Origin of the sequence: Micromonospora sp. NPDC005254, from assembly GCF_042872525.1 — a bacterium.
Taxonomy (GTDB): Bacteria; Actinomycetota; Actinomycetes; order Mycobacteriales; family Micromonosporaceae; genus Micromonospora.
In genome coordinates, this window is the sequence record NZ_JBIAKM010000003.1 from 18,956 (window position 1) to 41,025 (window position 22,070).

The window sequence follows — 22,070 nt, forward strand, 5'->3', positions numbered from 1 at the left end:
CGCCGATCGGAGGGCGCGGTCACGGCGTGAACACGGCCCGGACGCAGCCGTCGGCGCGGTCGGCGAACAGCGCGTACCCGCGGAGGCCGTCCTCCAGCGGCAGCCGGTGGGTGGCCAGGTGCTCGGTACGCAGCTCGTCGCGGGCCATCCGGTGCAGCAGCATCGGCACGTCGCGCAGGTCCGGCCGGCGTGCCCCCCGCACCGTGAGCCGCTTGTCGGTCACCGCGCCCAGCGCGAACGCGTCCACGTGCCCCTGGGCCCCGCCGAGCACCACCACCACGCCGTCCTTGCGGCAGGCGTGCACCGCCTCGCGCACCGCGTCCGGGCGGTCGACGTCCCGGCCGGCCAACCGATCGACGACCGACCGCGTCGGGGGTACGCCCACCGCGACCACGCACACGTCCGGGCCGCGTCCACCGCTGCGCTCCCGCAGCTCCGCCGCGACGTCGGTACGGCGGTAGTCCAGCGGCTCCGCCCCGGCGTGCCGCTCGGCCATCCGCAGCCGCTCCTCGTGCCGGTCGACGACGAGCACCCGGGCGGCGCCGCGCAGCGTCGCGGCGCGAGCGGTCAACTGACCCACCGCCCCGGCGCCCCACACCGCCACCACATCGCCGGGTCGCACCTCGCCCAGCTCGGCCGCCAGCCAGCCGGTCGGCGCCGCGTCGGCGGCGAACAGCGCCCGGTCGTCGCCGACCGCGTCCGGCACCCGGAACGCGCCCACGTCGGCGTACGGCACCCGGACGTACTCGGCATGGCCGCCCGCGAAGCCACCCGCCGCCCGGGGCCGGCCGAAGCAGCCGGCGTCCGAACGTCCCCGGTCCGGATCGACGCTCGCCACGTCGGTGCCGCCGTTGTCGCAGCAGGAGTGCCGGCCCCGGCGGCAGTACCAGCAGCCGCCGCACGCGACACTCGCGCCGACCACCACCCGGTCGCCGATCCGGTGTCGCCGGACCGCCGGGCCGGCCTCGACCACCTCGCCCAGGAACTCCGTCCCCAGCACGTCACCGGCACGCAGCAGCGGGTCCCGACCGGCCAGCAGCGGCAGGTCGGCGCCGCTGGTGGCGCTGCGGCGGACGCGGACGATGACGTCCCGCTCGTTGCGCAGCTCCGGGTCGGGCACCTCACGTACCGCCAGCTCGTCGGCGGCCACCCAGCACAGCGCCCTCACCCGCGGGCCGTCCGGCGGTCCAGCGCCGAGCGGTCCGCGCGCAGCACCTCGCCGGCCTCCACGCGCTGCTTGACCTGGCGCAGTGTCCGGCGGACCAGCAGCTGCGGGTCGTCGCCGACCAGATGCGCGGCCAGGCCGGGCGCCGCGGCGGCGCCGGCCACCGGGCGGGCGGCCAACTCGGTGCCCCGGTCACCCGGCGCCGGCCGCACCCGCACCTCGACCGTGCCGTCCAGGTCGCGCAACGGCTCCGGCCACCGGCCGCCGGGAAGGACCTGGTCCGCGGGTCGGTCGACGGTCACGACCTCCCACCCGGCCGCCGTGGTCCGGTGGCGGTCCGCGCCGGGCCGGCCGCGCCGCCGGGGTACGCGCAGCAGCCGCGCCGCCCCGGCCCGCGCACCAGTGCCGAGGGCGGATCTCGCCCGCGCCAGCCGTCTGATCGGTCCCATCCGTCCTCCCGGTCCACGTCTCCCGATCGTCGGTCGCGCCGGGGTGAAGCGGGCTCGCCCGGAAGGGGTGAACAGGTTCGGGCCGGGTAACCGCTCGCCGACCGGGGGTGGAACGCGTCGTGGGGGTGGGGCCGGGTGCCGGAACAGCAGGATCACGCGCGAGTCGGCACGGCACCGCGACGCCGGGGGGAGCAGCCGGCGCTGCTGGCGTCGCGGCTGACCCCGACCGTGCCGCCCGAGCCGGTGGTGGCCCGGCCCCGCCTGCTGCGCCGGCTCGACGAGGGCAGCGCCGGGCCGGTCACCCTGGTGGCCGCGCCCGCCGGCTGGGGCAAGACCACCCTGCTCGCCTCCTGGGTCCGGCTGACCGAGCCCGGGTCGATGTCCGGGCCGGCGTGGGTCTCGGTGGAGGCCGGCGACGACGGCGACCGGCTCTGGGCGTACCTGGCGGCGGCGCTGCGAACGGCCACCGGGGCGGCGGACGACGACCTGGTGACGCCGCTGCCCACCGGCCCGCCGCGCCCGGACCAGCTGGAACTGCTGGCGGCCGGGCTCGCCGCCGCGGAGCAGCCCGTGCTGCTGGTCCTCGACGACCTGCACCGGATCACCGACCCGGCGGCGCTGACCGGGCTGGAGTTCCTGCTGCGGCACTCCGAGCAGCGGCTGCGCCTGGTGGTCGGTGCGCGGGCCGGGCTGCCGCTGGCCCTGCACCGGCTGCGCCTCGCCGGCGAGCTCACCGAGATCGGCCCGGACGAGTTGGCCTTCACCGACGACGAGGTGGCCGACCTGCTGACCGCGCACGCCGCACCACTGCCTGCGGCCGCGGTGCGCCGGCTGCGCGAGCGCACCGGGGGTTGGCCGGCCGCGCTGCGGATCGCCGCGCTGGCGTTGCGGGGGCAGCCCGACCCCGAGCGCTGGGTGGGGCAGTTCGGCGGCGACCAACCGGAGGTCGCCGGCTATCTGCACGAGGAGGTGCTGGCCGCCATCGACCCGGCCGACCGGGACCTGCTGCGCCGTACGGCCCTCGCCGAGACCGTCTGCGCCGATTTGGCCGAGGCGTTGACCGGCCGCGTGGACGCCGAGCAGGCGCTGGCCGACCTGGCCGGGGCCGGCGGCCTGCTGCACCGGGAGGAGACCCGCCCGCCCTGGTACCGCTGCGACCCGCTGCTCGCCGACCTGCTCCGCGCCGAGCTGGCCCGGATGCCCGCTGACGAGGTGCGGGAGCTGCACGCGCGAGCGGCCGACTGGTACGCCGGCGCCGGCCGCCCGGCCGACGGGCTGCGGCACGCCCTCGCCGGCGGCCGGTGGGGCCTGGCCGGCGACCTGTTCGTCGCGCACTGGCCGGAGCTGACCCGCTACGACCGCGACCCGGTCAGTGGGCCGCCGCCGTCCCCGCCGTCCCCGCCGCCGGAGGTGGTGCACGCCGACCCGGAGGTGGCTCTGGCCTGTGCCGCCGAGCGCGCCTACGCCGGTGACCTGCCCGCCGCCGCCGGCCATCTGCGCACGGCCGCCGGGCACGCCGGCGCGCTGCCCGTGCCGCGGCGGGACCGGTTCCTGCGGTTGACCACCGCGCTGGAGCTGACCCTGGCCCGGCTCGCCGGTGACCTGCCGCAGGCGCGTGCCGCCGCCGCCCGGCTGCTGCGCACCCGCCCGACCGACGGCCCACCCGCCGGGGTGCCGGATCGCCGCGCAGCCGGGTCGCCGGATGACCAGGCGGCTCGGGTGCCCGAGCCCACGTCGACCCGCCCGTCGGACGCCGACGACGCCGACCTGCGGGCCTTCACGGGCACCGCGCTGGGTCTCGTCGAGCTGTCGGCCGGCGCGCTGCCCGACGCGCGGTTCGTCCGTGCCCGGGCGGCGGCCCGGGAGGCGGGTCGGCCGCGCACCGAGCTGGTCGCCGCCAGCCGCTCCGCGCTCCTGCTCGCCATCCGCGGTGACCTGCGCGCGGCCGAGGCGGCGGCCCGCGACGCGCTGGGCATGTCGCCCTGCCGGGGCTGGTCCTCCCGGCTCGACTGCGGCTACGCGTACCTGGCGTTGGCAGTGGTGGCCCTGCACCGCGACCAACCCGAGGAGGCTGCCGCGAACCTCGCGCTCGCCGCCCCGGCGACCGGCGCGGCCTTCGCGGTCGGCCCGGCCGGTGCGGTTGGCGCGGTGGGCTCGGTTGGCGCGGTGGGCTCAGCGGGTCCGGGCGGTGGGGTCGGCCTCGCGGAGGCGGGTCCCGCCGACGGGTCGGGGTCGAGCGCGGAGCCGGTGGCGGCGGCGGTCCTCGCGTGGTGTCGTGCGGGGCTGGACCGGGACGCCGGCGACCCGGCGGCCGCCCAGCGGCTGCTCGCCCGCGCCCGGGAGGCTCTGCCCGACGAGCCGGCCGCTGCCGAACTGTCGGGCCTGCTCCGGGCGGCCGAGGTCGAGACCCGGGCCGAGCGGGGTGACCTGGACAGCGCCCGCGACCTGCTGGCCGGTGTGACCGGCGACGCGGCCACCCCGGCGCTCGACGTGGCCCTGGCCCGGGTGGAGCTGCGGGCCGGCGACCTCGGCGCCGCCGGGCGGGCGCTGCCGGACTGGCAGGCGCCGCCGGCCGCCGCATGGCCCCTTCCGGTACGCCTGGACGCCGGCCTGCTGGAGGCGGTGCTCGCCGAGCGGGCCGGGGACGTACGCCGGGCCGGGCGCGTCCTGGAGCAGGTGCTGGACCTGGCCGGCCCGCAGGGCTGCCGCCGGGCGTTCACCCGGGCCCAACCGTCGGTGCGGGACCTGCTGGCCGCCCACCTGGATGCGGGCACCGCGCACTTCTCGCTTGTCAGCGATCTGGTCCGGGGCGTCGAGGAGAGCGCGCCCCGGCCGGCGGTCGAACCGGGTGGCCTGCTCGACGAGCCGCTGACCGAGCGGGAGCTGACCATCCTGCGCTACCTGCAGAGCATCCTGTCCAACGTGGAGATCGCCGCCGAGCTGTCGTTGTCGATCAACACGGTGAAGACCCACGTGCGCAACATCTACCGCAAGCTCGGCGCGACCCGCCGGCGCGAGGCGGTCCGGCGGGCGCGCGAGCTGCGGCTGATCTGAGCGGCCGGGCAGCCGCCCCGGTCAGTCGTTCGCCGCCGCGTCCACGGCGGCCAGCAGGTCGGGCAGGTCGTACCCGCCGTCGTGCCGGACGTCGTTGACGAAGAGCGTCGGCGTGCCGTTGACCCCGCTGCGGATCCCGCCGACGAAGTCCCGGCGTACCCGGTCGGCGAACTTCCCGCGCTCCACCTCGCCGTTCAGCTCGTCCGGCGGCAGCCCCAGCTGCTCGACGCCGAGCGAGAGGTGCACGGGGTCCAGCTGGTCCTGGTGCTCGTACAGCCAGTCGTGCATCTCCCAGAACTTGCCCCGCGCCGCGGCGGCCTCCGCCGTCTCCGCGGCCCGTTCGGCGTACGGGTGGACGTTGGCGATCGGGAAGTACCGGTAGACCAGCCGTACCGTGTCGGCGCGCTGGCGCAGCAACTCGTGCAGGTTCGCGTACGCGGCACCGCAGAACCGGCACTGGAAGTCGCCGTACTCGATCATGGTCACCGGGGCGTTGGACGGCCCGCGGGCGTGGTCCTCGATGGTCACCGGCTCCCGGAGCCGGGCGGTGACCTGAAGTGGGGTGGTCATCGGGCCATCACCTTCCGATCGCGGGCGAGGTTGTCCAGCGCGTCGAAGATCCCGTCCGCGCCCGGGTTGACGTCGGGTGCCGACAGGTAGCTCCACGCCACCGACCCGGCCTGGTCGAGCACCACCAGCGCGCGGGCCGCCTCGCCCTGCGGGGTGTACGCGCCGTACTGGCGGGCCACCTCGCCCTTGGGCTCGAAGTCGGACAGCAGCGGGAAGGTGATGCCCCGGCTCTCGGCGAACGCGCGGTGCGACCAGATGCTGTCCACCGAGATGCCGAGCACCATCGCCTGGTACTGGTCGAACACCGGTGCCGCCGCCTGGTAGAGCGACATCTGGTCCCCGCAGACCGGGCTCCAGTCGGCGGGGTAGAAGACGAGCACGACCGGGCGACCCCGGAACTGCTCGGGGCCGGTCTGGCGCCCGTCCGGAGTGCTCGCCAGGGTGAAGCCGGGCGCGGGGCGCCCGGGTTGGATCAGCCCGTTCGGATCACTCATGCGCCCAGCCTGCCTCCGGGGCGGGTGAGGCCGGCTCACCCGCCCCGGGTGGTTGCGCGCTCAGCGCAGGACCGGTGCGACCGCGATGTGGTTCTGGACCTCCCGGATGCCCGGTGCGGACCAGGCCACCTGCTCCACCTCGGCGCGTTCGGGCATGGAGTTCACCAGTCCGGCGAGCACCGCCGTGTCGCCGTGCACCCGGACGGTGATCCGTTCGGCCTCGGTGGCGCCGGCCCGGGCCAGCGCGTCCACGATCCGGTCGGCCACGTTCGCGCTGTCCGGCGGCGCGCTCGGCCGCACGGTGACGCCGTTGCTGACGCCCCGCACGCCGGTGAGCCGGGAGACCGCCCGTTCGGCGGCCCGGCGCTGGTACTCCCACTCGACCTCGCCGTGCAGCGTCACCCAGCCGGCTGAGACGGTGACCTGGAGCTTCTCGATGGGCACGAACGCGTCCCACTCCAGGGCGTGGCCCGCCGCGGCGGCCACGTCCGGGTCGGCGCGCTCGTGGCTGCCGGGCAGCTGCACGGTCAGATCGTTGGCGACCGCGCGGACTCCGACGACCCGGTGCGCGGCCCGTTCTGCGGCCCACTTCTTCGCGTAGCTGTCCACCCGCCCGGTCAACGTGACGACGCCCTCGGCGACGGTCACGCCGATCTCGTGCGGCTGCACCCGGGGTTCCCAGGTCAACTCGTCGAGTACGGCGGACTGGATGTCCTGGTCGGTGCGCGTGATCGTCGCGATGGCCATCGGCCCTCCCTCGCTGCGTGCGCTGGCTGGCGGACCGGTTGACGCGAGTGGCCGGCTGGCCCGCCGGCTCCGATGGTGTCGGCCACCGGGGTGAGCGGACCTCACCCGATCCGGACGACGGACCCACCGGACCTGCCCGCGCCGCGCGTCGACCGGTCCCGCCGTCGATGGTGGGAGCGCTTCCATAGCGGCGTCGAATCGGTTAGGGTGAGTGCGTTCCTCGATCGCGGGAGCCTCGCGTCGGGTGGTTGGAGCCAGGGCAAGCTCCGATCCGTCACCCGCGTCGTCGTCCGTCCCCCGGGCCACGGCGCACCACCTTCGGTCGATCCTTCCCCGCGTCGTCGCCCGTCCCCCGGGCCGCGACGCCACCCTGGTCGATCCCGTCTCCCGGGTCTACACCCCCGAGAGGAACCACAGATGCCCAGATCACTGGCCGGCGCTCTCGTGTCGGCGTTGGCCGTCGCAACGGCCGTCGTGGCGGTCCCCATCACCGCCGCTGGCTCGGCGCCGGCCCCGGCCGCCGCCGAGGCGTACACCTGGCGCAACGTGCCGGTCGGCGGCGGCGGCTTCGTGCCCGGCATCGTCTTCAACCCCACCGAGAAAAACCTGATCTACGCGCGGACGGACATCGGCGGGGCCTACCGCTGGGAGCAGTCCAGCCAGTCGTGGACGCCGCTGCTCGACTGGGTCGGCACGGACCGCTGGGGCTACAACGGCGTGGTCAGCATCGCCACCGACCCGGTGCAGACCAACCGGGTGTACGCGGCGGTCGGCATGTACACCAACGGCTGGGACCCGAACAACGGCGCGATCCTGCGCTCTTCCGACAAGGGCGCCACCTGGCAGGTCACCGAGTTGCCGTTCAAGAACGGTGGCAACATGCCGGGCCGGGGCATGGGTGAGCGGCTGGCCGTCGACCCCAACCGGAACAACATCGTCTACTACGGCGCCGAGGGCGGCAACGGGCTGTGGCGCAGCACCGACTACGGGGCGACCTGGGCCCGGGTCACGGCCTTCCCCAACGCCGGCAACTACCGGGCCGACCCCAGTGACCCGAACGGCTACAACGGGCAGAACCAGGGCCTCACCTGGGTCAGCTTCGACAAGAGCACCGGCACTGCCGGCTCCACCACCCAGACGATCTACGTCGGCGTGGCGGACAAGGAGAATCCGGTCTACCGCAGCACCGACGGCGGTGTCACCTGGACGCGCATCCCCGGGCAGCCCACCGGCTACCTGGCGCACAAGGGTGTCGTCGACCCGGTCGGCGGTCACCTCTACATCGCCACCAGCGACACCGGCGGCCCGTACGACGGCGGCAAGGGCGACGTCTGGAAGTTCACCCGCTCGACCGGGGCCTGGACGCGGATCAGCCCGGTGCCCTCCAGCAGCGCCGACGACTACTTCGGCTACAGCGGTCTGACCATCGACCGGCAGCACCCGAACACGCTGATGGTGGCCACCCAGGTCTCCTGGTGGCCGGACGCGATCTTCTTCCGCAGCACGGACGGCGGAGCGACCTGGACCCGGATCTGGGACTTCACCAGCTATCCCGAGCGGTCCCGCCGCTACACCATGGACATCAGCTCGGTGCCCTGGCTGACGTTCGGCGTCAACCCGGCGCCTCCGGAATCCGCGCCCAAGCTCGGCTGGATGAACGAGTCGGTCGAGATCGACCCGCACGACTCCAACCGGATGATGTACGGCACCGGCGCCACCATCTACGGCACCACCGACCTCACCAAGTGGGACACCGGCGGTCAGCTCACCCTCCGGCCGATGGTCCGTGGCCTGGAGGAGACCGCCGTCCTCGACCTGGTCAGCCCGCCCAGCGGGGCACCACTGATCAGCGCGCTCGGCGACGTCGGCGGCTTCCGACACACCGACCTCGACACCATTCCGTCGATGCTCTTCACCCAGCCGATCTTCACGAGCACCACCAGCCTGGACTACGCCGAGAGCAAGCCCGCCGTGCTGGTGCGGGCGGGCAACTTCACCGACGCCGACCGGCCCAACGACAGCCACGTCGCCTTCTCCACCGACGGCGGCACGAACTGGTTCCAGGGCACCGAGCCGTCCGGGGTCAACACCGGCGGCACGGTCGCCGCCGCAGCCGACGGCAGCCGGTTCGTCTGGGCGCCCGGCGACGCCGGCCAACGCGTCGTCTACTCAGTAGGCTTCGGCAACTCGTGGGCGCCGTCCGCCGGCATCCCGGCCAACGCGATCATCGAATCCGACCGGGTCGACCCCAACCGGTTCTACGGCTTTAGCGCCGGGCGGGTCTACCTGAGCACCAACGGCGGCGCGACCTTCACCGCCACGGCGGCGACCGGCCTGCCCACCTCCGACGTCCGGTTCAAGGCGCTGCCCGGTCAGTCGGGTGAGCTGTGGCTGGCCGGGCCGGGCGGGCTGTGGCGCTCCACCGACTCCGGTGCCAGCTTCACCAAACTGGGCGGCGTCAGCGCCTCCGGCAACGTCGGCTTCGGCAAGGCGGCACCCGGCCGGACCAACCCCGCCGTCTTCCTCTACGGCACGGTGAACGGTCAGCCCGGCGTACACCGCTCCGACGACGGCGGAACGACCTGGGTACGCGTCAACGACGACCGCCACCAGTACGGCAACCCGACCGAGGCGCTGACCGGCGACCCGCGTGTCTACGGACGCGTCTACCTCGGCACCAACGGTCGCGGCATCCTGGTCGCCGACCGCACCGGCGGCACACCGACCACGCCTCCTCCCACCACGCCACCGCCGACCACGCCTCCTCCCACCACGCCACCGCCGACCACGCCTCCTCCGACCACCCCGCCTCCGACGACACCGCCCCCGACCACCCCGCCCCCGACGACACCGCCTCCGACCACGCCGCCCCCGGCTGGTGGGTGTGCGGCGACCTACCGGGTGACCGGGTCCTGGTCGGGCGGCTTCCAGGCCGAAGTGGTGGTCAGCAACCCGGGCACCCGGCCCATCGCCGGTTGGACGCTGGGCTGGACCTTCCCCAACGGCCAGCGGATCAGTCAGCTCTGGGGCGGCACCCACACCCAGACCGGGGCGGTCGTCTCGGTCGTGGACAGCGGCTGGAACGGCGCGCTCGGCGCCGGTGCCAGCACCACGATCGGCTTCCTCGCTTCCTGGACCGGCAGCAACGCGCCGCCGGCCACCGTGAGCTGCACGAGTCGCTGACCCGGTGGCCCGGCGTCGTCCGGGCCACCCGAGAACACCGGTCCGCCGGGGCTGCCTGAGGGGTCCGGCACCCCGGCGGACCGGCCCCATCCCGATCGTCGAGCCACCCACCGAGAAATGCGAACGGGCCCCGTCGACCAGAAGGTCGGCGGGGCCCGCTCGGGGCTAGTCGTCCAGGCCGACGGGGGAGTTGGGGCGGTCGACGTCGACGAACTCGACGTCGTCCACCGCGCGGTCGTCCCGGCTGCCGGCGGCACGGGCAGCGGAGCCGACGGCCCAGCCGACCGCCGCGCCGACCAGCGCGGCCCCGATCAGGAGCGTCCACGGCAGCGCCGGCTGGCGCCCGGCGAGCGCGTCAAAGGCGCGCGAGGCCCGACGCCGGGCCTCCTCCGCCGCGGAGCCGACCAGGTCACCCGCCCCGTCGGCGAGATCGCCGCTGCTGCGACGGGCCGAACGGGCGGTGTCCCGGACACTGTCGCCTGCGGAGCTGACGGCGGAGAGCAGGTGCTCCCACGCCTGGTCCGCGATCCGCTCCGGCTTGCTGCGCCGGTCCAGCAGGTTGGTTCCGAACATCGTGGTTACCTCCTCGGGTGCCGAAGCCGCCGGCCACTTCGGACTTCGGCGTCTGTCCAGCGCGGCAGGGTTTCGCTGATTCCGCAGTGCCCCGGGCCGGTCGGCCGCAAACCCGGTCGGCCGCGGCTCACCCGCCCCCTCAGCGCACCGCCACCACGGCCGCACCGCGGGCGAAGTCGTCGTCATCGTCGTCGTCATCGTCGTCCCCGCCGCCGAAACCGCAGGCCAGTACGAGGGCGAGCAGTACGCCGACTCCGGCCAGCCCGGCCAATCGCTTGATCATCGAAGGTCCTCTCCGCCGCGGTGGGTGTCCCGGGGCTGATGCTAGGTGGCGTCGGCAACCGCCCGACCGGATCGGACCGGACGCGTTCGGGCGATCGTGGCGCGACACGCCGGTCCCAGGCGCGGCCGGCGTACGGGATGGGTTGGTTGTCGGGCGTGTCGGGTCACGCCCGTTACCCTGGTCCGGCGACGCGTCGGTTCCGACCGATCGTGGAGTGGTCAGATAACGAAAAGTATTGGTTGATCAGATACCGAAAAGTGGGGATATGGGCGACTTTGTTCGCCCGGATCCGTGAATTGCTCATCCCGAGGGGTGGCGACCGAGGCCGTCGGAGGAATACTCTCGGTCGCGGCCCGCGTACTGATGAGACGCCCGGGGGACGGGCGGGTGGAGGTGCTCGCGTGAGCCTGTCGATCGTGAAGTCGGTCCTGTCCGGTGGTGTCGTGGAGATCGCCCCCCGGGGCGAGATCGACGTCGACACAGCGTACGAGGTGCGTGAGGCGATTGCGGAGGTGCTGGCCAAGAGCCGTCCGGTCCGCATCGAGCTGAACATGAGGCTGGTCACCTTCATCGACTCGGTCGGCATCAGCGCCATGGTCGCCGGCTTCCAGACCGCCGAGGTCAGCGGCGTCAAGCTGGTGGTCACCGAGCCGAGCCGGTTCGTGCACCGTCAGCTCTGGGTGACCGGTCTGCTCGGTCTCTTCGGCGCACCGGAGCCCTACTTCGCCGGGGCCGCCACCCCCGAGGTGCTTCCGGGCGCCTGAGCGCCCTCCGTCAAGGCTGCTCGTCCAGACCGGTCAGGTCCACGTCGGTCACCTCGGTGACCGCTCGGATGGCCGTCACCGACGCGTACCCGGCGGCCAGCAAAGCCAGGTCCGTGCCGGGCTGCGCGGCCTGGCCGGGCTCCTCCAGCGCGGTACGCACGAAGCCGTGCCCCGACTCGGCCACCGTCATCTGCACCTGACCGAAGCTGGCCAGGGAGCCGCGACGTACCCCGCGCAGCCGTCCGTGCGGCAGGTCGGGGGCGTTGACGTTGAGCACGCTCTCCGGCGGCGCGGCGGTCAGCCGGGGGAGCAGGTCCAGGGCGACCCGCGCGGCGGTGACCCAGTGCCGTTCGGCGTCGCGTACGCGGGCTGCGGCGTCCACCGCGGCCCCGCCGCTGCCGGCCGTCGCCTCGCCCGCGGAGAGCACGTCCAGTGAGACGGCCATGGCCCGGCACCCGTTCGAGGCGGCGGTGAAGGCGGCGCCCACCGTGCCGGAGTGCAGCACGGCGCGGCCGGCGTTGGCACCCCGGTTGATCCCCGACAGCACCACCGACGGCGGCGGGCCGAACGCGCCGTGCAGCGCGATCAGCGTGATGAAACCGGGCGAGCCGGCGACCCCGTACGCCGGCACGCCCGCCAGGTCGGGCAGCGGGTGGTCGTGCACCACCACCCGCCCGTCCCGTTCCACCGCGCTCATCGCGGCGCTGGTGCCGCTGGCCTCCTCCATCGGCGCGGCGACCACCACGTCCAGGCCCCGCTGGGCGGCGGCCACGGCCAACGCCTGGATGCCCGGCGCGGCGATCCCGTCGTCGTTGGTCACGAGCACCCGCAGCGTCATCGCTCGACCGCCCGGTCGGCCAACTCGTCGGGGGTGGTCCGCTCCTGTTGCCGACTGTCCGCCGGGACGAGCCGGACCCGCTCCACCAGCCCGGTGATCGAGTCCAACCGTCCGGTGCCCAGCCCGTGCCGGGTCACGTTCAGTGCGCCGGCCGCGGCGCCGGTACGGATGGCCGTCCGGATGTCGCCACCACGGGCGATCACGGCCGCCACGCCGGCGGTCATCGAGTCGCCCGCGCCGCGCGGATCGGCGGCCTCCAGCCGGGGCATCTCCACCTCGAAGAGCTCCCCGTCGATGAGAGCCAGCGCCGGCTGGTCGGCTCGGCTCACCACCACCGTCTCGGCGCCGGCGGCGTGCAGGTCGTACATCGCCCGGGTCAGCTCGGCGCCGTCCCCACTGCGGGCCCGACCGTCCCGGATCAGCTCCTCGTGACTCACCTTCAGGAAGAACACACCGCCGTCCAGTACGGCGCCCAGGTGGTCACCGGACAGATCAGCCACCACCCGACTGCCGTTGGCGCCGAGGTCGGCGGCGAAGCGGCGGTACAGGTCGGCCGGGACGAGCCACGGCGCATTCGGGCCACTGAGGACGCTCACGTCGGCGCGCAGTCCCTCGCCGAGCGCCAGGTTGTACAACTCGTCCAGCTCGTGGCGGCTCAGTCGGTCCCCGGGCACGTCCACGACCTCCTGTCGGGACCCGCCCCGCCGGTCGTGCACGTACCCGCCGCTGCCGGAGTCGCGCATCACCACCTTCAGGTCCACCCCCTCGCTGACCAGCAGCGGCTCCAGCACCTGACCGACCTCGCCACCGAGCGCGGCGCAGAGCACCACGTCGACCCCGAGCGACAGCACCATGCGGGCCTGCCAGACGCCCTGGCCGCCGGGGTGCAGGTGCAGTTCGGGCTGGTCGTTCGGCTGATCCACGGTCACCGTCAGTTGCGGGGTGGGCGCGAAGACCATCACGTGCCCGCTCACCGGTCGTCACCGAACATGTGTCCACCCTCCGTCACAACCGGTGATTTCCCATCAGCCGACCGTAGTGGGAATGCTGGGCGAATACCGGGACAACGGACGGTGTCCGTCCGGGCGTTGCCAGCCTGAGCCGCGTACGGGACGATCGTGCGACCAGCGACGTCGGGAGACTGTGTGCTCAGCAGCGACAGCTTCAGCTACACCGTCCAGGCCCGCTGCTCACTCGCCGAGGCGGCGGCGTTGTTGAGCGACCTGACCCGCCAGGGCGAACTGCACCCCCTGATCGTCCGGGTCCGCCGGGTGCCGCCCCGTCCGGGCGCCCGAGCCAGCTACACGATCAACGACAGGCTGGCGGTGGGGCCGTTGCGCTTCCGCACCACCTACCAGGCGGACGTGCTGATCAGCGAACCTGACGAGATCGTCACGGTGGCCCGCCAGTGGCCGGCCACCACCGTCCGCAACCACACCCGGTTGCGCGCCGAGCCGGACGGCCTGGTCCGGATCGACGTCGACATCACCCTGCGCGCGCCGACGCCCCTGTTCCGGTACGCCTTCCAACAGGCCCGCGCCGCCCACCTCGCCCTGGCCACCCGCCTCGGTGCGGCCCTCGACCGCCCCGCGTCATGATCGTGCCTCGCCGATCATGGAGTTGTGGTGGGCCACAAAACGCCCATACAACGCCAAGGCAGGCACCACAACTCCATGATCGCCGGGCCATCCAGCACGGGTTGGCCGGCCGGAGCCCTAACGCAACACTGTTGACTTCCGTGTTGTTGCGCGATCTTGTGGCGCGTTGCGTGCCGGGCTCGCGGCGGCGGAGGTATGGCGTGCGCCGGTGGGTCGGGCGGGTCGGCGGCCCCAGGGCTTGTACGTGGAGAGCACGGTCGCGATGATCATGAGGCTGGTCGACACCGCGGGCGCGATCACCAGGTCGGCGCGATCCCGGGCGGGGAGGGCGGCGCCCAGCGCGCTCGCGTGCCGCAGGTTCGGGGTGAGCAGGAACAGCACCAGCCCGACCATCACCGTGGTGATCACGAGCTTGACCAGCACCCACCGGTAGCGCACCAGGCCCCAGGGGGTGAGCAGCGCGCTGGCGACGCCGACGAGCCAGACGAGCACGCTCAGCGGCGCGAACAGCACCGTGCCGACGAGCCCGGCGACCGGATAGACCACGGCCGGGTCGGCGCCGCGCTGTGCCGCGATGCCGAGGGTGAGCAGCACCAGGTCGGCCCCGAGCCAACCGAGCGAGGTGATGAGGTGCAGGGTGAGCAGCGCCTTGCGGGTGGCGGGTGGGATTCGCGGCATACCCGACATGCTGCCGGCCCGGCCCGGCCGGGTCGTCCGATCACCGGCGGCGTCCGGGGTACGTCCGCTGACGTACCCGGGGCCGGCGCACCCGCTCGACGGTGCGCCGGCCACCGGTGGGGTCAGTACACCGACAGGTGTACGTGGTTGGTGTGTTCGCTGGAGGGGTCGCCGTTCCCCCCGCTGTACGACTTCCACCCGCTGCTGGGCAGCCAGATCTGCCTGTACCAGATCACGTAGAGCACGGCGAGCCGGTCGGAGTTGCGGATGAAGTACGCGGCCAGGTTGTTGCCGTACGTCTTGTCGCCGCCGGTGGCGTCCCCGCCGAAGCCGCCCTTCTGGGCGGCGAAGTCGCAGGCCCGACCCTTCGGGTGTTCGCCGGAGCCGCCCGAGCGGTGGCAGGAGACGTACCGGGTGAAGCCGGCGGCCTTCGCCTGGTTGAGGGCGTGCAGGGTGCGGGGGGTGATGCAGCCGCTGGCCGGGGTGGGGTCGTTGATGCTGCACGACTCGGAGGGCCAGGAGCCGTCGGAGTTGCGCGGCGCGGGCTGGGCGTTGGCGGTGGAGGTGCCCCGGTTGGAACTGGTGTCGGCAGCGGTGGTGCGCGGCTTGCTGGTGGCGACCGCCAGGGCCCGTTCGGCCTGTTCCTTGCGCTTGGCCATCACCTCGACCTGCTTGCGCTGCTCGCGGATCTCGCCGTCCAGGGCGGTGCGGGTGCGGTTGGCCTCGTCCCGGGTGGCGTGCAGGTCGCGCAGCACCCGGTCCTCGTTGGCGGCCACCACGTCCAGCGCGGCCGCCCGGTCCATGAAGCCCTCGGGGGTGTTGGTGTTGAGCAACGCCGAGACGGTGCTGAGCCGGCCGGTGCGGTACGCCACGCCGGCGATCTCGCCGACCTTGCCGTTGCGCACGGTCATCTCGGCCTCGGTGGTCTTCAGCTTGGCCGCGAGTTGCTGCTGGCGCTTGACGGAGGTGTCCAGGGCGCGCTTCGCGTCCAGGTAGCCCTTGCTGGCGGCCTCCAGTTGGGCCCGCAGCGCGGGGGTGCCGCCCTCCTCGTCGCCGTCGGGCGCCGCGGCGGCCCGCAGGCCGCCGGGGGGAGCGGCGGTGGCGGCGCCCACCGGTAGGGCGACGCCGAGGGTGACCATCATGACGATCAGTGCCGCGAGTCGGGCGGCGGGTGGTCGTGCTGGTGCCACTACGCATGTCCTTCCGTCAGCCGCCGACCGGGTTAGCTGACGGGTTCGGGACGGAAGATCCCTACCGCTGACGCGGATGCACCCCAGGAACGTGGTTCCCCGGTTCGCCCTCTCGGGTGATTAGGCGGCGGCCGCCACCGGCGCCGGGAGGGCGCCGCCGGGTGGTGGCCGGGGACGAGCCTACCGGGGCAGGTGGGACGTGTGCAGTCGATGTGACGGAAGGTGTCTGCGCCGCCACCGAAGATGACGGCAAAACGGTCTTTTCGTCAGATAGGTGCTCACCACTCGATCGAACCGCAGGCGCCCGTGGCGGACCCGGGCTCGATCTGCAGCGTGGCGTGCTCGATGCGGAAGTCCTCCCGCAGGGCGGTACGCGCCGCGGTGAGCACCGTGCCGACCTCCCCGCCGGGCGCCATGATCAGGTGTGCGGAGGCCACCTCCATGCCCGAGGTGAGCGTCCAGACGTGCAGGTCGTGCACCTCCACCACGCCGGGCACCGCGGCCAGTCGGTCGTGCACGGCGGTGACCTGGAGGTGTTCCGGGGCGGCCTGCACCAGGATGCGGACGGCCGCGCGCCCCAGCCGCCAGGTGCGCGGCAGGATGAACACGCCGATGGCGACCGCTACCAACGGGTCGGCCCACCACCACTCGGTGACCGCGATGAGCAGCGCCGCGCCGATCACGCCGAGCGAGCCGAGCAGGTCGCCGAGCACCTCCAGGTAGGCGCCCTGGAGGTTGATGCTCTCCCGGGCGCCGGCGCGCAGCAGCGCGAACGCGATCACGTTCGCGAGCAGGCCGAGGACGGCCACCGCGAGCATCGGGCCGGTCAGCACCTCGTGCGGGTCGCCGAACCGGCCGATCGCCTCGATCACCACGTAGACCGCCACGCCGGAGAGCAGGACGGCGTTGGCCAGGGCGGCGAGCACCTCGAGGCGGTAGAGCCCGAAGGTGCGCTGCGGGTCGCCGGTGGCCCGCCGGGTGGCGGTGATCGCGGCGAGCGCCATCCCGATGCCCAGCACGTCGGTGAACATGTGCCCGGCGTCGGAGAGCAGGGCGAGCGAGCCGGTGTGGAAGGCGGCCACACCCTCGACCACCATCAGCGTCGCGAGCAGCCCGAACGCGGTCCAGAGTCGGCCCCGGTGCTGGTGGGCGGCGTTGGTGACCGACCCGTGGTGGTGGTCATGACCTGCTCCCACGAAATCCACCCTCCGTCGCCACCCGGGACCCGGTCAAATGTATGCTCACATCGCTATGTATGCAAGTGTACGGACCGGCCCACCCTTCGACACGGCAACCCGCAGGTCAGCCGGTCGGGTCGATGGTGGTGAGCCGCTGGGTGGCCCGGGAGAGCGCCACGTAGAGCGTTCGTACGCCGGAGCCCGGATCGGCCCGGATCTCGCTCGGGGCGACCAGCACCACCCCGTCGTACTCCATGCCCTTCGCCTCCAGGCTGGTCACCACCTGCAGCCGCGCCGCGCCGAGTGAGCCGAGCCAACCGGCGACCTCGTCGCGGCGGGTGACCGGCGTGATCACCCCGACCGTGCCGTCCACCTCGGCCAGCAGGCCGGTGGCCGCCTCCACGACCGCGGTCTCCAACCCGGCCGGCGGCACCACCAGCTCGACGGGGTCGATACCGGTGGAGCGTACGGCGTTCGGCAGCGGCAGGTCGGGGTAGAGCCGGCGGATCTCCGCCGCCGCCACCGCGAAGATCTCCGCCGAGTTGCGGTAGTTGGTGGTGAGCGTGAAATCGTGCCGCTTGCGACGGCCCAGCGCCTGGTCCCGGGCGTGGGTCAGCTCCTGGGGATCACCGATCCACGCGGTCTGCGCCGGGTCGCCCACGACGGTCCAGGAGGCCAGGCGGCCGCGCCGTCCGACCATCCGCCACTGCATCGGCGAGACGTCCTGCGCCTCGTCCACCACCACATGCGCGTACTCCCGGTAGTCCTCCGGACGCTCCCGGGCCGCCGCGCGGGCGGCCCGCTGCCGGTCGCTGGCGGTGCTCAGCTCGCGCACGCCGCCGGCGAGTTGGAACGGGTCACGGCGGGCCCGCGCCGGCTGCATGGGCTTGCCGAGCAGCGCGTCCAACTCGTCCAATAACGCCACGTCCGCGATGGTCAGGCCCGCGGTGTCCAGATTCTGGTACGCGGCGGTGAGCAGCCTGATCTCCGCGCCGGAGAGGATGCCGCCGGCGTACCGACGTAGCCGGTCCGGGCGGGCCAGCCAGCCGAGCACGTGTCGGGGGTGCAGGCGGGGCCACCACGCCTTGAGGAACTCCCGGAACTCTGGCCGCTCGGCGATCTCGCCCTCGAAGGCCCGGTGCTCGGGCAGCCGGGTGATGCCCACCGCCCGGGCCTGCGCCCAGAGCGCGGCGAACACCCCGTCGAAGCCGGCCCGGCGTGCCTCGTTGCGCCGGGCGCCACGGTGCAGCGCGCGGTCCCGGATCCGGTCCAGCTCGGCCCGGTCCAGCCGCAGCAGCGTGCCCCGGTAGAGCAGCCGCAGCTCACCCGGGCCGCCCGGCACCGCGTCGCGGGCCGCGCGCTCCAGCACCCGGCGCATCCGCAGCGAGCCCTTCACCGCCGCCACCTCGGGCGGGTCGGCGCGGGTGGCGGTCATTCCCGGAAAGAGGCTGCCCAGCGAGTGCAGGGTCGCCGTGTCCTCACCGAGCGAGGGCAGCACCGAGGCGATGTACTCGACGAAGACGGTGGACGGCCCGACCACCAGGATGCCCCCGCCGGCGTACCGGCTGCGGTCGGAGTAGAGCAGGAAGGCCGCCCGGTGCAGGGCGACCGCCGTCTTGCCGGTGCCCGGACCGCCCGCCACGATCGTCACCCCGGAACCGGGCGACCGGATGGCCTCGTCCTGCTCCCGCTGGATCGTCGCCACGATGTCGCGCATGCCCCGACCGGTGGCGCGGGACAGGGTGGCCAGCAACGCGCCGTCACCGACCACAGTCATCCCCTCCGGCGCGGCGGTCGGGTCCAGCAGGTCGTCCTCGATCCGGGTGACCCGCTCGGCGCGCGAGGAGATGGTGCGGCGACGCACCACGCCCAGCGGCTGCGCCGGGGTGGCCTGGTAGAACGCGGAGGCGGCCGGCGCGCGCCAGTCGACGACCAGCGTGGTGGCGTCCTCGTCGCGGATGCCGAGCCGCCCGACGTGCAGCACCTGCCGGTCGCGCAGGTCCAGACGGCCGAAGACCAGCCCCTCGTGCTCGGCGTCGAGGGTGTGCCGTCGCTGCGCGGCGTGGAAGACCATCGCGTCGCGCTCGACCAGCGCGCCGAACGTGCCGACCCGGGCCATCCGGTAACCGTCCCGTTCGGCCCGAACCGCGGACTGGCGCAGCTCGGCCAGTCGGGCGTACACCCGGTCGAGGTGCCGTTGCTCGACGGCGATCTCCTGCTCCAGGGCGGTCTGGTCGGTCAACGCACGCTCCTTCGATGTCGCCGGCAGACGGCGCGAACCGCGCGGGCCAACCGCAGAAGGGTACGGCCCCGGGCCCGGGGCTTCGCGCCCGAGGTGCGGGAACGTGCTCAGCGACCCGTCCCGGTCGCGCTCGCGTCGTGCCCGTCGCGCGCCGGCGCGGCGAGCACCCGACGCAGTACGCCGGTCAGCGCGGCGTTCACCTCGTCCGGGCGCTCCATCATCAGCATGTGTCCGGCACCCGGACAGACGGTCAGCTCGGTGGCCGGCAGGGCGGCGGCGATCGACTCGGCGCACGGCGGTGGGGTCAGCCGGTCCCGGTCACCGACCAGGGCGGCGGCCGGCAGGTGGGCCAGCGCGGTGAGGGTGTCCAGCCGGCGCTGGGCGCCGATCGAGGCGCGGAAGCCGCCGATCGAGCGCAGCGAGGCGCGGGCCACCGCCGAGGTCACCAGCCGAATGTCGGAGGGATCACAGCGGTCGCCGAAGAGCATCCACCGGATGCTCGGTTGCAACGCGTTCAGCAGCGCCCGGGGCGCGCGCCACGAGCCGCACCGGGCCAGGACACCGGCGCCCGTCGTCTCGGCGAGCCGGATCAGCCGGGCGATGCGCGGCGAGAGCCCGTAGACGGTGTGCGTGTGCCCCTCGGCGGTGGTCGAGACGAAGACCAGGCCGGCCGTACGGGCGGCGAAGTGGCCGGGGTGGCGGTGCGCGTACTCCATGATCGTCATTCCGCCCATCGAGTGCCCGACCAGGACCACCCGACCGGTCGGCGCGACCGCGTCGAGGACGGCGGCCAGATCGTCGCCGAGCTGGGCCAGGGTGGCCGTGGGCAACGCCATGCAGCTGGACCGACCGTGGCCGCGCGCGTCGTAGGTGACCACCCGCACCGCGTCGCCGGCCGAGGCGGTCAGCGCGTCCACCTGCCGGTGCCAGCTGCGCCCGTCCAGCGTCCAGCCGTGCAGCAGGACGGCCGTGACCGGGGCGTCCGCAGGCCCCGTGACCTCCACGTGCAGTCGTACGTCGTCGGGCATCCCGACCTCGAACCGCTCCGGCATCGCCACCTCCCCGGGCCGCCCCGGCCTCATCAGCACCGGGATACCCGGCGGTAACACCGGCTACCCGCCGGGACGCCACGCCAATCGCGCCGGGCGAACATTCCCGACCCCGCCCGTGACCGTCGGCGGCGAGCCAAGCTGAACGGCATGGAGGTGGCGGGACAGGGGCGGCAGGCCGGGGGTACGCCCCGCGCCGCGCTCGCCGAGCTGCTCGCCGGCAACCGGCGGTTCGTCAGCGGCCAACCCGTGCACGGCCACGACGTCACCGCCGCGGCGGCGGCCGCCTCCGGGGACCAGCAGCCGTACGCGGTGGTGCTCGGCTGCATCGACTCGCGGGTGCCGCTGGAGGCGATCTTCGACCAGACCTTCGGTGCGATCTGCGTGATCCGTACCGGCGGGCACGTGCTCGACCGCGCCGTGTGCGGCTCCATCGAGTACGTGGTCGGTCAGCTCGGCGTGCCGCTGGTGCTGGTGCTCGGACACGAGCGGTGCGGGGCGGTGGGAGCGACGGTGGACGCGCTGCGATCGGGGGAGCGGCCCGGCGGCTCGCTCGCTCACCTGGTCGACGAGATCGCCCCGGCGGTCACCGAGGCCGGGCTCGACGATCCGGCGGTGCATCCCCAGGCGATCCGCCGGCACGTCCGGCGTACGGTCCACGCGCTGCGCGCGGACGACCTGCTGGCCGGGCCGGTCGCGGCTGGTCGGGTGGCGGTGGTGGGCGGCCTCTACGACCTGAGCACCGGCGAGGTCGCCCTGCTCGACCCGAGCTGAACACGCCGGACGCGAAACCGCCCGCCGGGAACTCCCGGCGGGCGGTCTGCTGGTGCTGCGGTGGGGGAGGGCTCAGCCCTCGAAGACGCCGGCCGCGACCAGGCGCTTCTCGGTGGCCTCCCAGCCGTCGTTCGGGTGAACGGCAGCCAGGTTGTTGATCTCCGCCCGGATCTTGGCGGCGTGGCCGGCGGCGGCCAGCACCCGGATCTCCTCGACGAAGGCGTCGGAGTCGGTGCGCAGGTGCGCGGTCTTGCCGTTGGTCAGGTTGCGCACGTAGGCGTGCTTGCCGCCGTTGAGCGGGATGAGGTACTTGAACTCGCCCAGCACGCTGAGGGCGCCACCCTGGCCAGCCTGGCCGGCCCGGACGGACGCGCGCGCGGTCTTAGAGGTGTTGCTCGCCACGGAGGTACTCCTTGCAAGACGTACGGGAGGACTGGACGTCCGGGGGCTGTGTGCGGGTGACACTGAGTCGGCCCGCGAAGGTGTAACGCGGCAGAAGCCGCCGATGGAACTGTACAGGACCACGACATCAGGCTGGTCGTCGCGGTGTCCTGAGAGGCAACGGAGACCACCCGTCCGGCTATTCCGGCAGGCGTTTTTTCCGATTCCCTGGCGCACCATCCGTCACAGGAGTCATCATGTGTTGCAGCAACCACTCCGGTGGACGAGGTCGTAGGGGAAGACGCACCTCGCTCTCCGGGAGGTCACCGTGCCAACGCGTGGCGTCGTATACGTCCACTCGACCCCGCTCGCCGTGTGCTCGCACGTCGAGTGGGCGATCGCGCGCGTCCTAGCCGCGCCGGTCAACCTGCAGTGGACGGCTCAGCCCGTCGATCCCGGCGCCCGCCGGGCCGAGTGCGGGTGGACCGGCCGTCCGGGGACGGGCGCCGAGCTGGCTGCTGCCCTCCGGCAGTGGCCCATGATCCGTTTCGAGGTCACCGAGGAGCCGAGTCCCGGCGCCGACGGTGAGCGCTTCATGTACGTGCCCGCCCGTGGCCTCTTCCGGGCCACGGTCGGGGCAGCCGGCGACATCCAACTCGGCGAGGACCGGCTGCGGGCGCTGATGGCCTCCGCCCGGGCCCCCGAGGCGCTGTCGCACGCCCTCGACAAGGCGCTCGGCACCGCGTGGGACGCTGACCTGGAGCCCTACCGGTACGCCGGGGACGGGGCGCCGGTGACGTTGCTCACCCGGGTCGGCTGACCTCCGCCACCGCCCCGCTGGCCAGACGCTCCCGGGCGCT

At 73.9% G+C, this 22,070-nt stretch carries 21 protein-coding genes and 1 riboswitch; of the genes, 6 read left to right on the forward strand and 15 right to left on the reverse strand.

What is annotated here, in order from left to right; all coding sequences use genetic code 11:
- Positions 1-19: 19 nt before the first annotated feature.
- Both ACFYPR_RS09755 and ACFYPR_RS09760 read right to left on the reverse strand, forming a co-directional pair.
- Positions 20-1,168, reverse strand: coding sequence for an alcohol dehydrogenase catalytic domain-containing protein (locus tag ACFYPR_RS09755; RefSeq protein WP_354856238.1), 1,149 nt, complete (start codon positions 1,166-1,168; stop codon positions 20-22).
- Entirely contained in the window at positions 1,165-1,614 is a 450-nt protein-coding gene (locus ACFYPR_RS09760; protein WP_355064189.1) for a hypothetical protein, read from the reverse strand. The genes ACFYPR_RS09755 and ACFYPR_RS09760 overlap by 4 nt, the downstream gene beginning before the upstream one ends.
- Positions 1,615-1,749: 135 nt before the next feature.
- Between ACFYPR_RS09760 and ACFYPR_RS09765 the strand changes: the two genes are divergently transcribed.
- Positions 1,750-4,668, forward strand: coding sequence for a LuxR C-terminal-related transcriptional regulator (locus tag ACFYPR_RS09765; protein ID WP_387259417.1), 2,919 nt, complete (start codon positions 1,750-1,752; stop codon positions 4,666-4,668).
- 21 nt (positions 4,669-4,689) lie between these two features.
- On the opposite strand, the gene ACFYPR_RS09770 is transcribed toward ACFYPR_RS09765, so the two are convergent.
- The 3 genes from ACFYPR_RS09770 to ACFYPR_RS09780 are packed head-to-tail and all read right to left on the reverse strand — an operon-like array spanning position 4,690 to position 6,479.
- Entirely contained in the window at positions 4,690-5,238 is a 549-nt protein-coding gene (locus ACFYPR_RS09770; protein ID WP_387259419.1) for a DsbA family protein, read from the reverse strand.
- Positions 5,235-5,732 (reverse strand): redoxin domain-containing protein, encoded by a 498-nt coding sequence (locus ACFYPR_RS09775; RefSeq protein WP_387259422.1) that lies wholly within the window; start codon positions 5,730-5,732, stop codon positions 5,235-5,237. The genes ACFYPR_RS09770 and ACFYPR_RS09775 overlap by 4 nt, the downstream gene beginning before the upstream one ends.
- A gap of 60 nt (positions 5,733-5,792) precedes the next feature.
- Positions 5,793-6,479 (reverse strand): BON domain-containing protein, encoded by a 687-nt coding sequence (locus ACFYPR_RS09780; RefSeq protein WP_355064195.1) that lies wholly within the window; start codon positions 6,477-6,479, stop codon positions 5,793-5,795.
- A gap of 417 nt (positions 6,480-6,896) precedes the next feature.
- On the opposite strand from ACFYPR_RS09780, the gene ACFYPR_RS09785 reads away from it, so the two are divergent.
- Positions 6,897-9,662 carry a cellulose binding domain-containing protein gene (locus ACFYPR_RS09785; protein WP_387259426.1) on the forward strand — a complete coding sequence of 922 codons (2,766 nt, stop codon included), beginning with the start codon at positions 6,897-6,899 and terminating at the stop codon, positions 9,660-9,662.
- A 165-nt stretch (positions 9,663-9,827) separates the two neighbouring features.
- Here the strand turns inward: ACFYPR_RS09785 and ACFYPR_RS09790 are convergent, their stop codons facing one another.
- Together ACFYPR_RS09790 and ACFYPR_RS09795 are read right to left on the reverse strand one after the other, a co-directional pair.
- Entirely contained in the window at positions 9,828-10,235 is a 408-nt protein-coding gene (locus tag ACFYPR_RS09790) for a hypothetical protein (RefSeq protein WP_234589221.1), read from the reverse strand.
- Between the two features lie 139 nt (positions 10,236-10,374).
- Positions 10,375-10,518, reverse strand: coding sequence for a hypothetical protein (locus ACFYPR_RS09795; protein WP_354859433.1), 144 nt, complete (start codon positions 10,516-10,518; stop codon positions 10,375-10,377).
- A gap of 401 nt (positions 10,519-10,919) precedes the next feature.
- Here ACFYPR_RS09795 and ACFYPR_RS09800 point away from each other — a divergent pair, with 401 nt between their 5' ends.
- The gene (locus tag ACFYPR_RS09800; protein ID WP_354859435.1) at positions 10,920-11,282 is read left to right on the forward strand and encodes an STAS domain-containing protein; all 363 of its coding nucleotides are present in this window, start codon (positions 10,920-10,922) and stop codon (positions 11,280-11,282) included.
- A 10-nt stretch (positions 11,283-11,292) separates the two neighbouring features.
- Here ACFYPR_RS09800 and surE read toward each other — a convergent pair whose 3' ends face one another.
- Together surE and ACFYPR_RS09810 are read right to left on the reverse strand one after the other, a co-directional pair.
- Positions 11,293-12,120, reverse strand: coding sequence for a 5'/3'-nucleotidase SurE (gene surE / locus ACFYPR_RS09805; RefSeq protein WP_354859437.1), 828 nt, complete (start codon positions 12,118-12,120; stop codon positions 11,293-11,295).
- Positions 12,117-13,094: a PfkB family carbohydrate kinase gene (locus ACFYPR_RS09810; RefSeq protein ID WP_354859439.1), complete on the reverse strand. Its 978-nt coding sequence runs from the start codon at positions 13,092-13,094 to the stop codon at positions 12,117-12,119. Before ACFYPR_RS09810 ends, surE begins: the two co-directional genes overlap by 4 nt.
- Before the next feature lie 171 nt (positions 13,095-13,265).
- Between ACFYPR_RS09810 and ACFYPR_RS09815 the strand changes: the two genes are divergently transcribed.
- The gene (locus ACFYPR_RS09815) at positions 13,266-13,718 is read left to right on the forward strand and encodes an SRPBCC family protein (RefSeq protein ID WP_354859442.1); all 453 of its coding nucleotides are present in this window, start codon (positions 13,266-13,268) and stop codon (positions 13,716-13,718) included.
- 117 nt (positions 13,719-13,835) lie between these two features.
- Here the strand turns inward: ACFYPR_RS09815 and ACFYPR_RS09820 are convergent, their stop codons facing one another.
- From ACFYPR_RS09820 to ACFYPR_RS09840, 5 genes are all read right to left on the reverse strand, one after another.
- On the reverse strand, positions 13,836-14,396 hold the full coding sequence (locus tag ACFYPR_RS09820) for a hypothetical protein (RefSeq protein WP_354859444.1): 561 nt from the start codon (positions 14,394-14,396) through the stop codon (positions 13,836-13,838).
- A 122-nt stretch (positions 14,397-14,518) separates the two neighbouring features.
- A complete protein-coding gene (locus ACFYPR_RS09825; RefSeq protein ID WP_387259430.1) occupies positions 14,519-15,586 on the reverse strand; it encodes a coiled-coil domain-containing protein in 1,068 nt (355 codons plus the stop codon).
- A gap of 5 nt (positions 15,587-15,591) precedes the next feature.
- Positions 15,592-15,723, reverse strand: a riboswitch (cyclic di-AMP (ydaO/yuaA leader).
- 141 nt (positions 15,724-15,864) lie between these two features.
- Positions 15,865-16,782 carry a cation diffusion facilitator family transporter gene (locus ACFYPR_RS09830; RefSeq protein WP_355064206.1) on the reverse strand — a complete coding sequence of 306 codons (918 nt, stop codon included), beginning with the start codon at positions 16,780-16,782 and terminating at the stop codon, positions 15,865-15,867.
- Between the two features lie 106 nt (positions 16,783-16,888).
- Positions 16,889-19,006, reverse strand: coding sequence for a HelD family protein (locus ACFYPR_RS09835; protein ID WP_387259432.1), 2,118 nt, complete (start codon positions 19,004-19,006; stop codon positions 16,889-16,891).
- Between the two features lie 107 nt (positions 19,007-19,113).
- Entirely contained in the window at positions 19,114-20,058 is a 945-nt protein-coding gene (locus ACFYPR_RS09840) for an alpha/beta fold hydrolase (protein WP_387180306.1), read from the reverse strand.
- Between the two features lie 147 nt (positions 20,059-20,205).
- Here ACFYPR_RS09840 and ACFYPR_RS09845 point away from each other — a divergent pair, with 147 nt between their 5' ends.
- Entirely contained in the window at positions 20,206-20,829 is a 624-nt protein-coding gene (locus ACFYPR_RS09845) for a carbonic anhydrase (protein WP_387259435.1), read from the forward strand.
- A gap of 72 nt (positions 20,830-20,901) precedes the next feature.
- On the opposite strand, the gene ACFYPR_RS09850 is transcribed toward ACFYPR_RS09845, so the two are convergent.
- Positions 20,902-21,231 (reverse strand): hypothetical protein, encoded by a 330-nt coding sequence (locus ACFYPR_RS09850; RefSeq protein WP_007463527.1) that lies wholly within the window; start codon positions 21,229-21,231, stop codon positions 20,902-20,904.
- 307 nt (positions 21,232-21,538) lie between these two features.
- Here ACFYPR_RS09850 and ACFYPR_RS09855 point away from each other — a divergent pair, with 307 nt between their 5' ends.
- Complete coding sequence (locus ACFYPR_RS09855) at positions 21,539-22,030, forward strand: DUF3145 domain-containing protein (RefSeq protein ID WP_007463525.1); 492 nt, start codon at positions 21,539-21,541, stop codon at positions 22,028-22,030.
- The last annotated feature ends 40 nt before the right edge of the window (positions 22,031-22,070 follow it).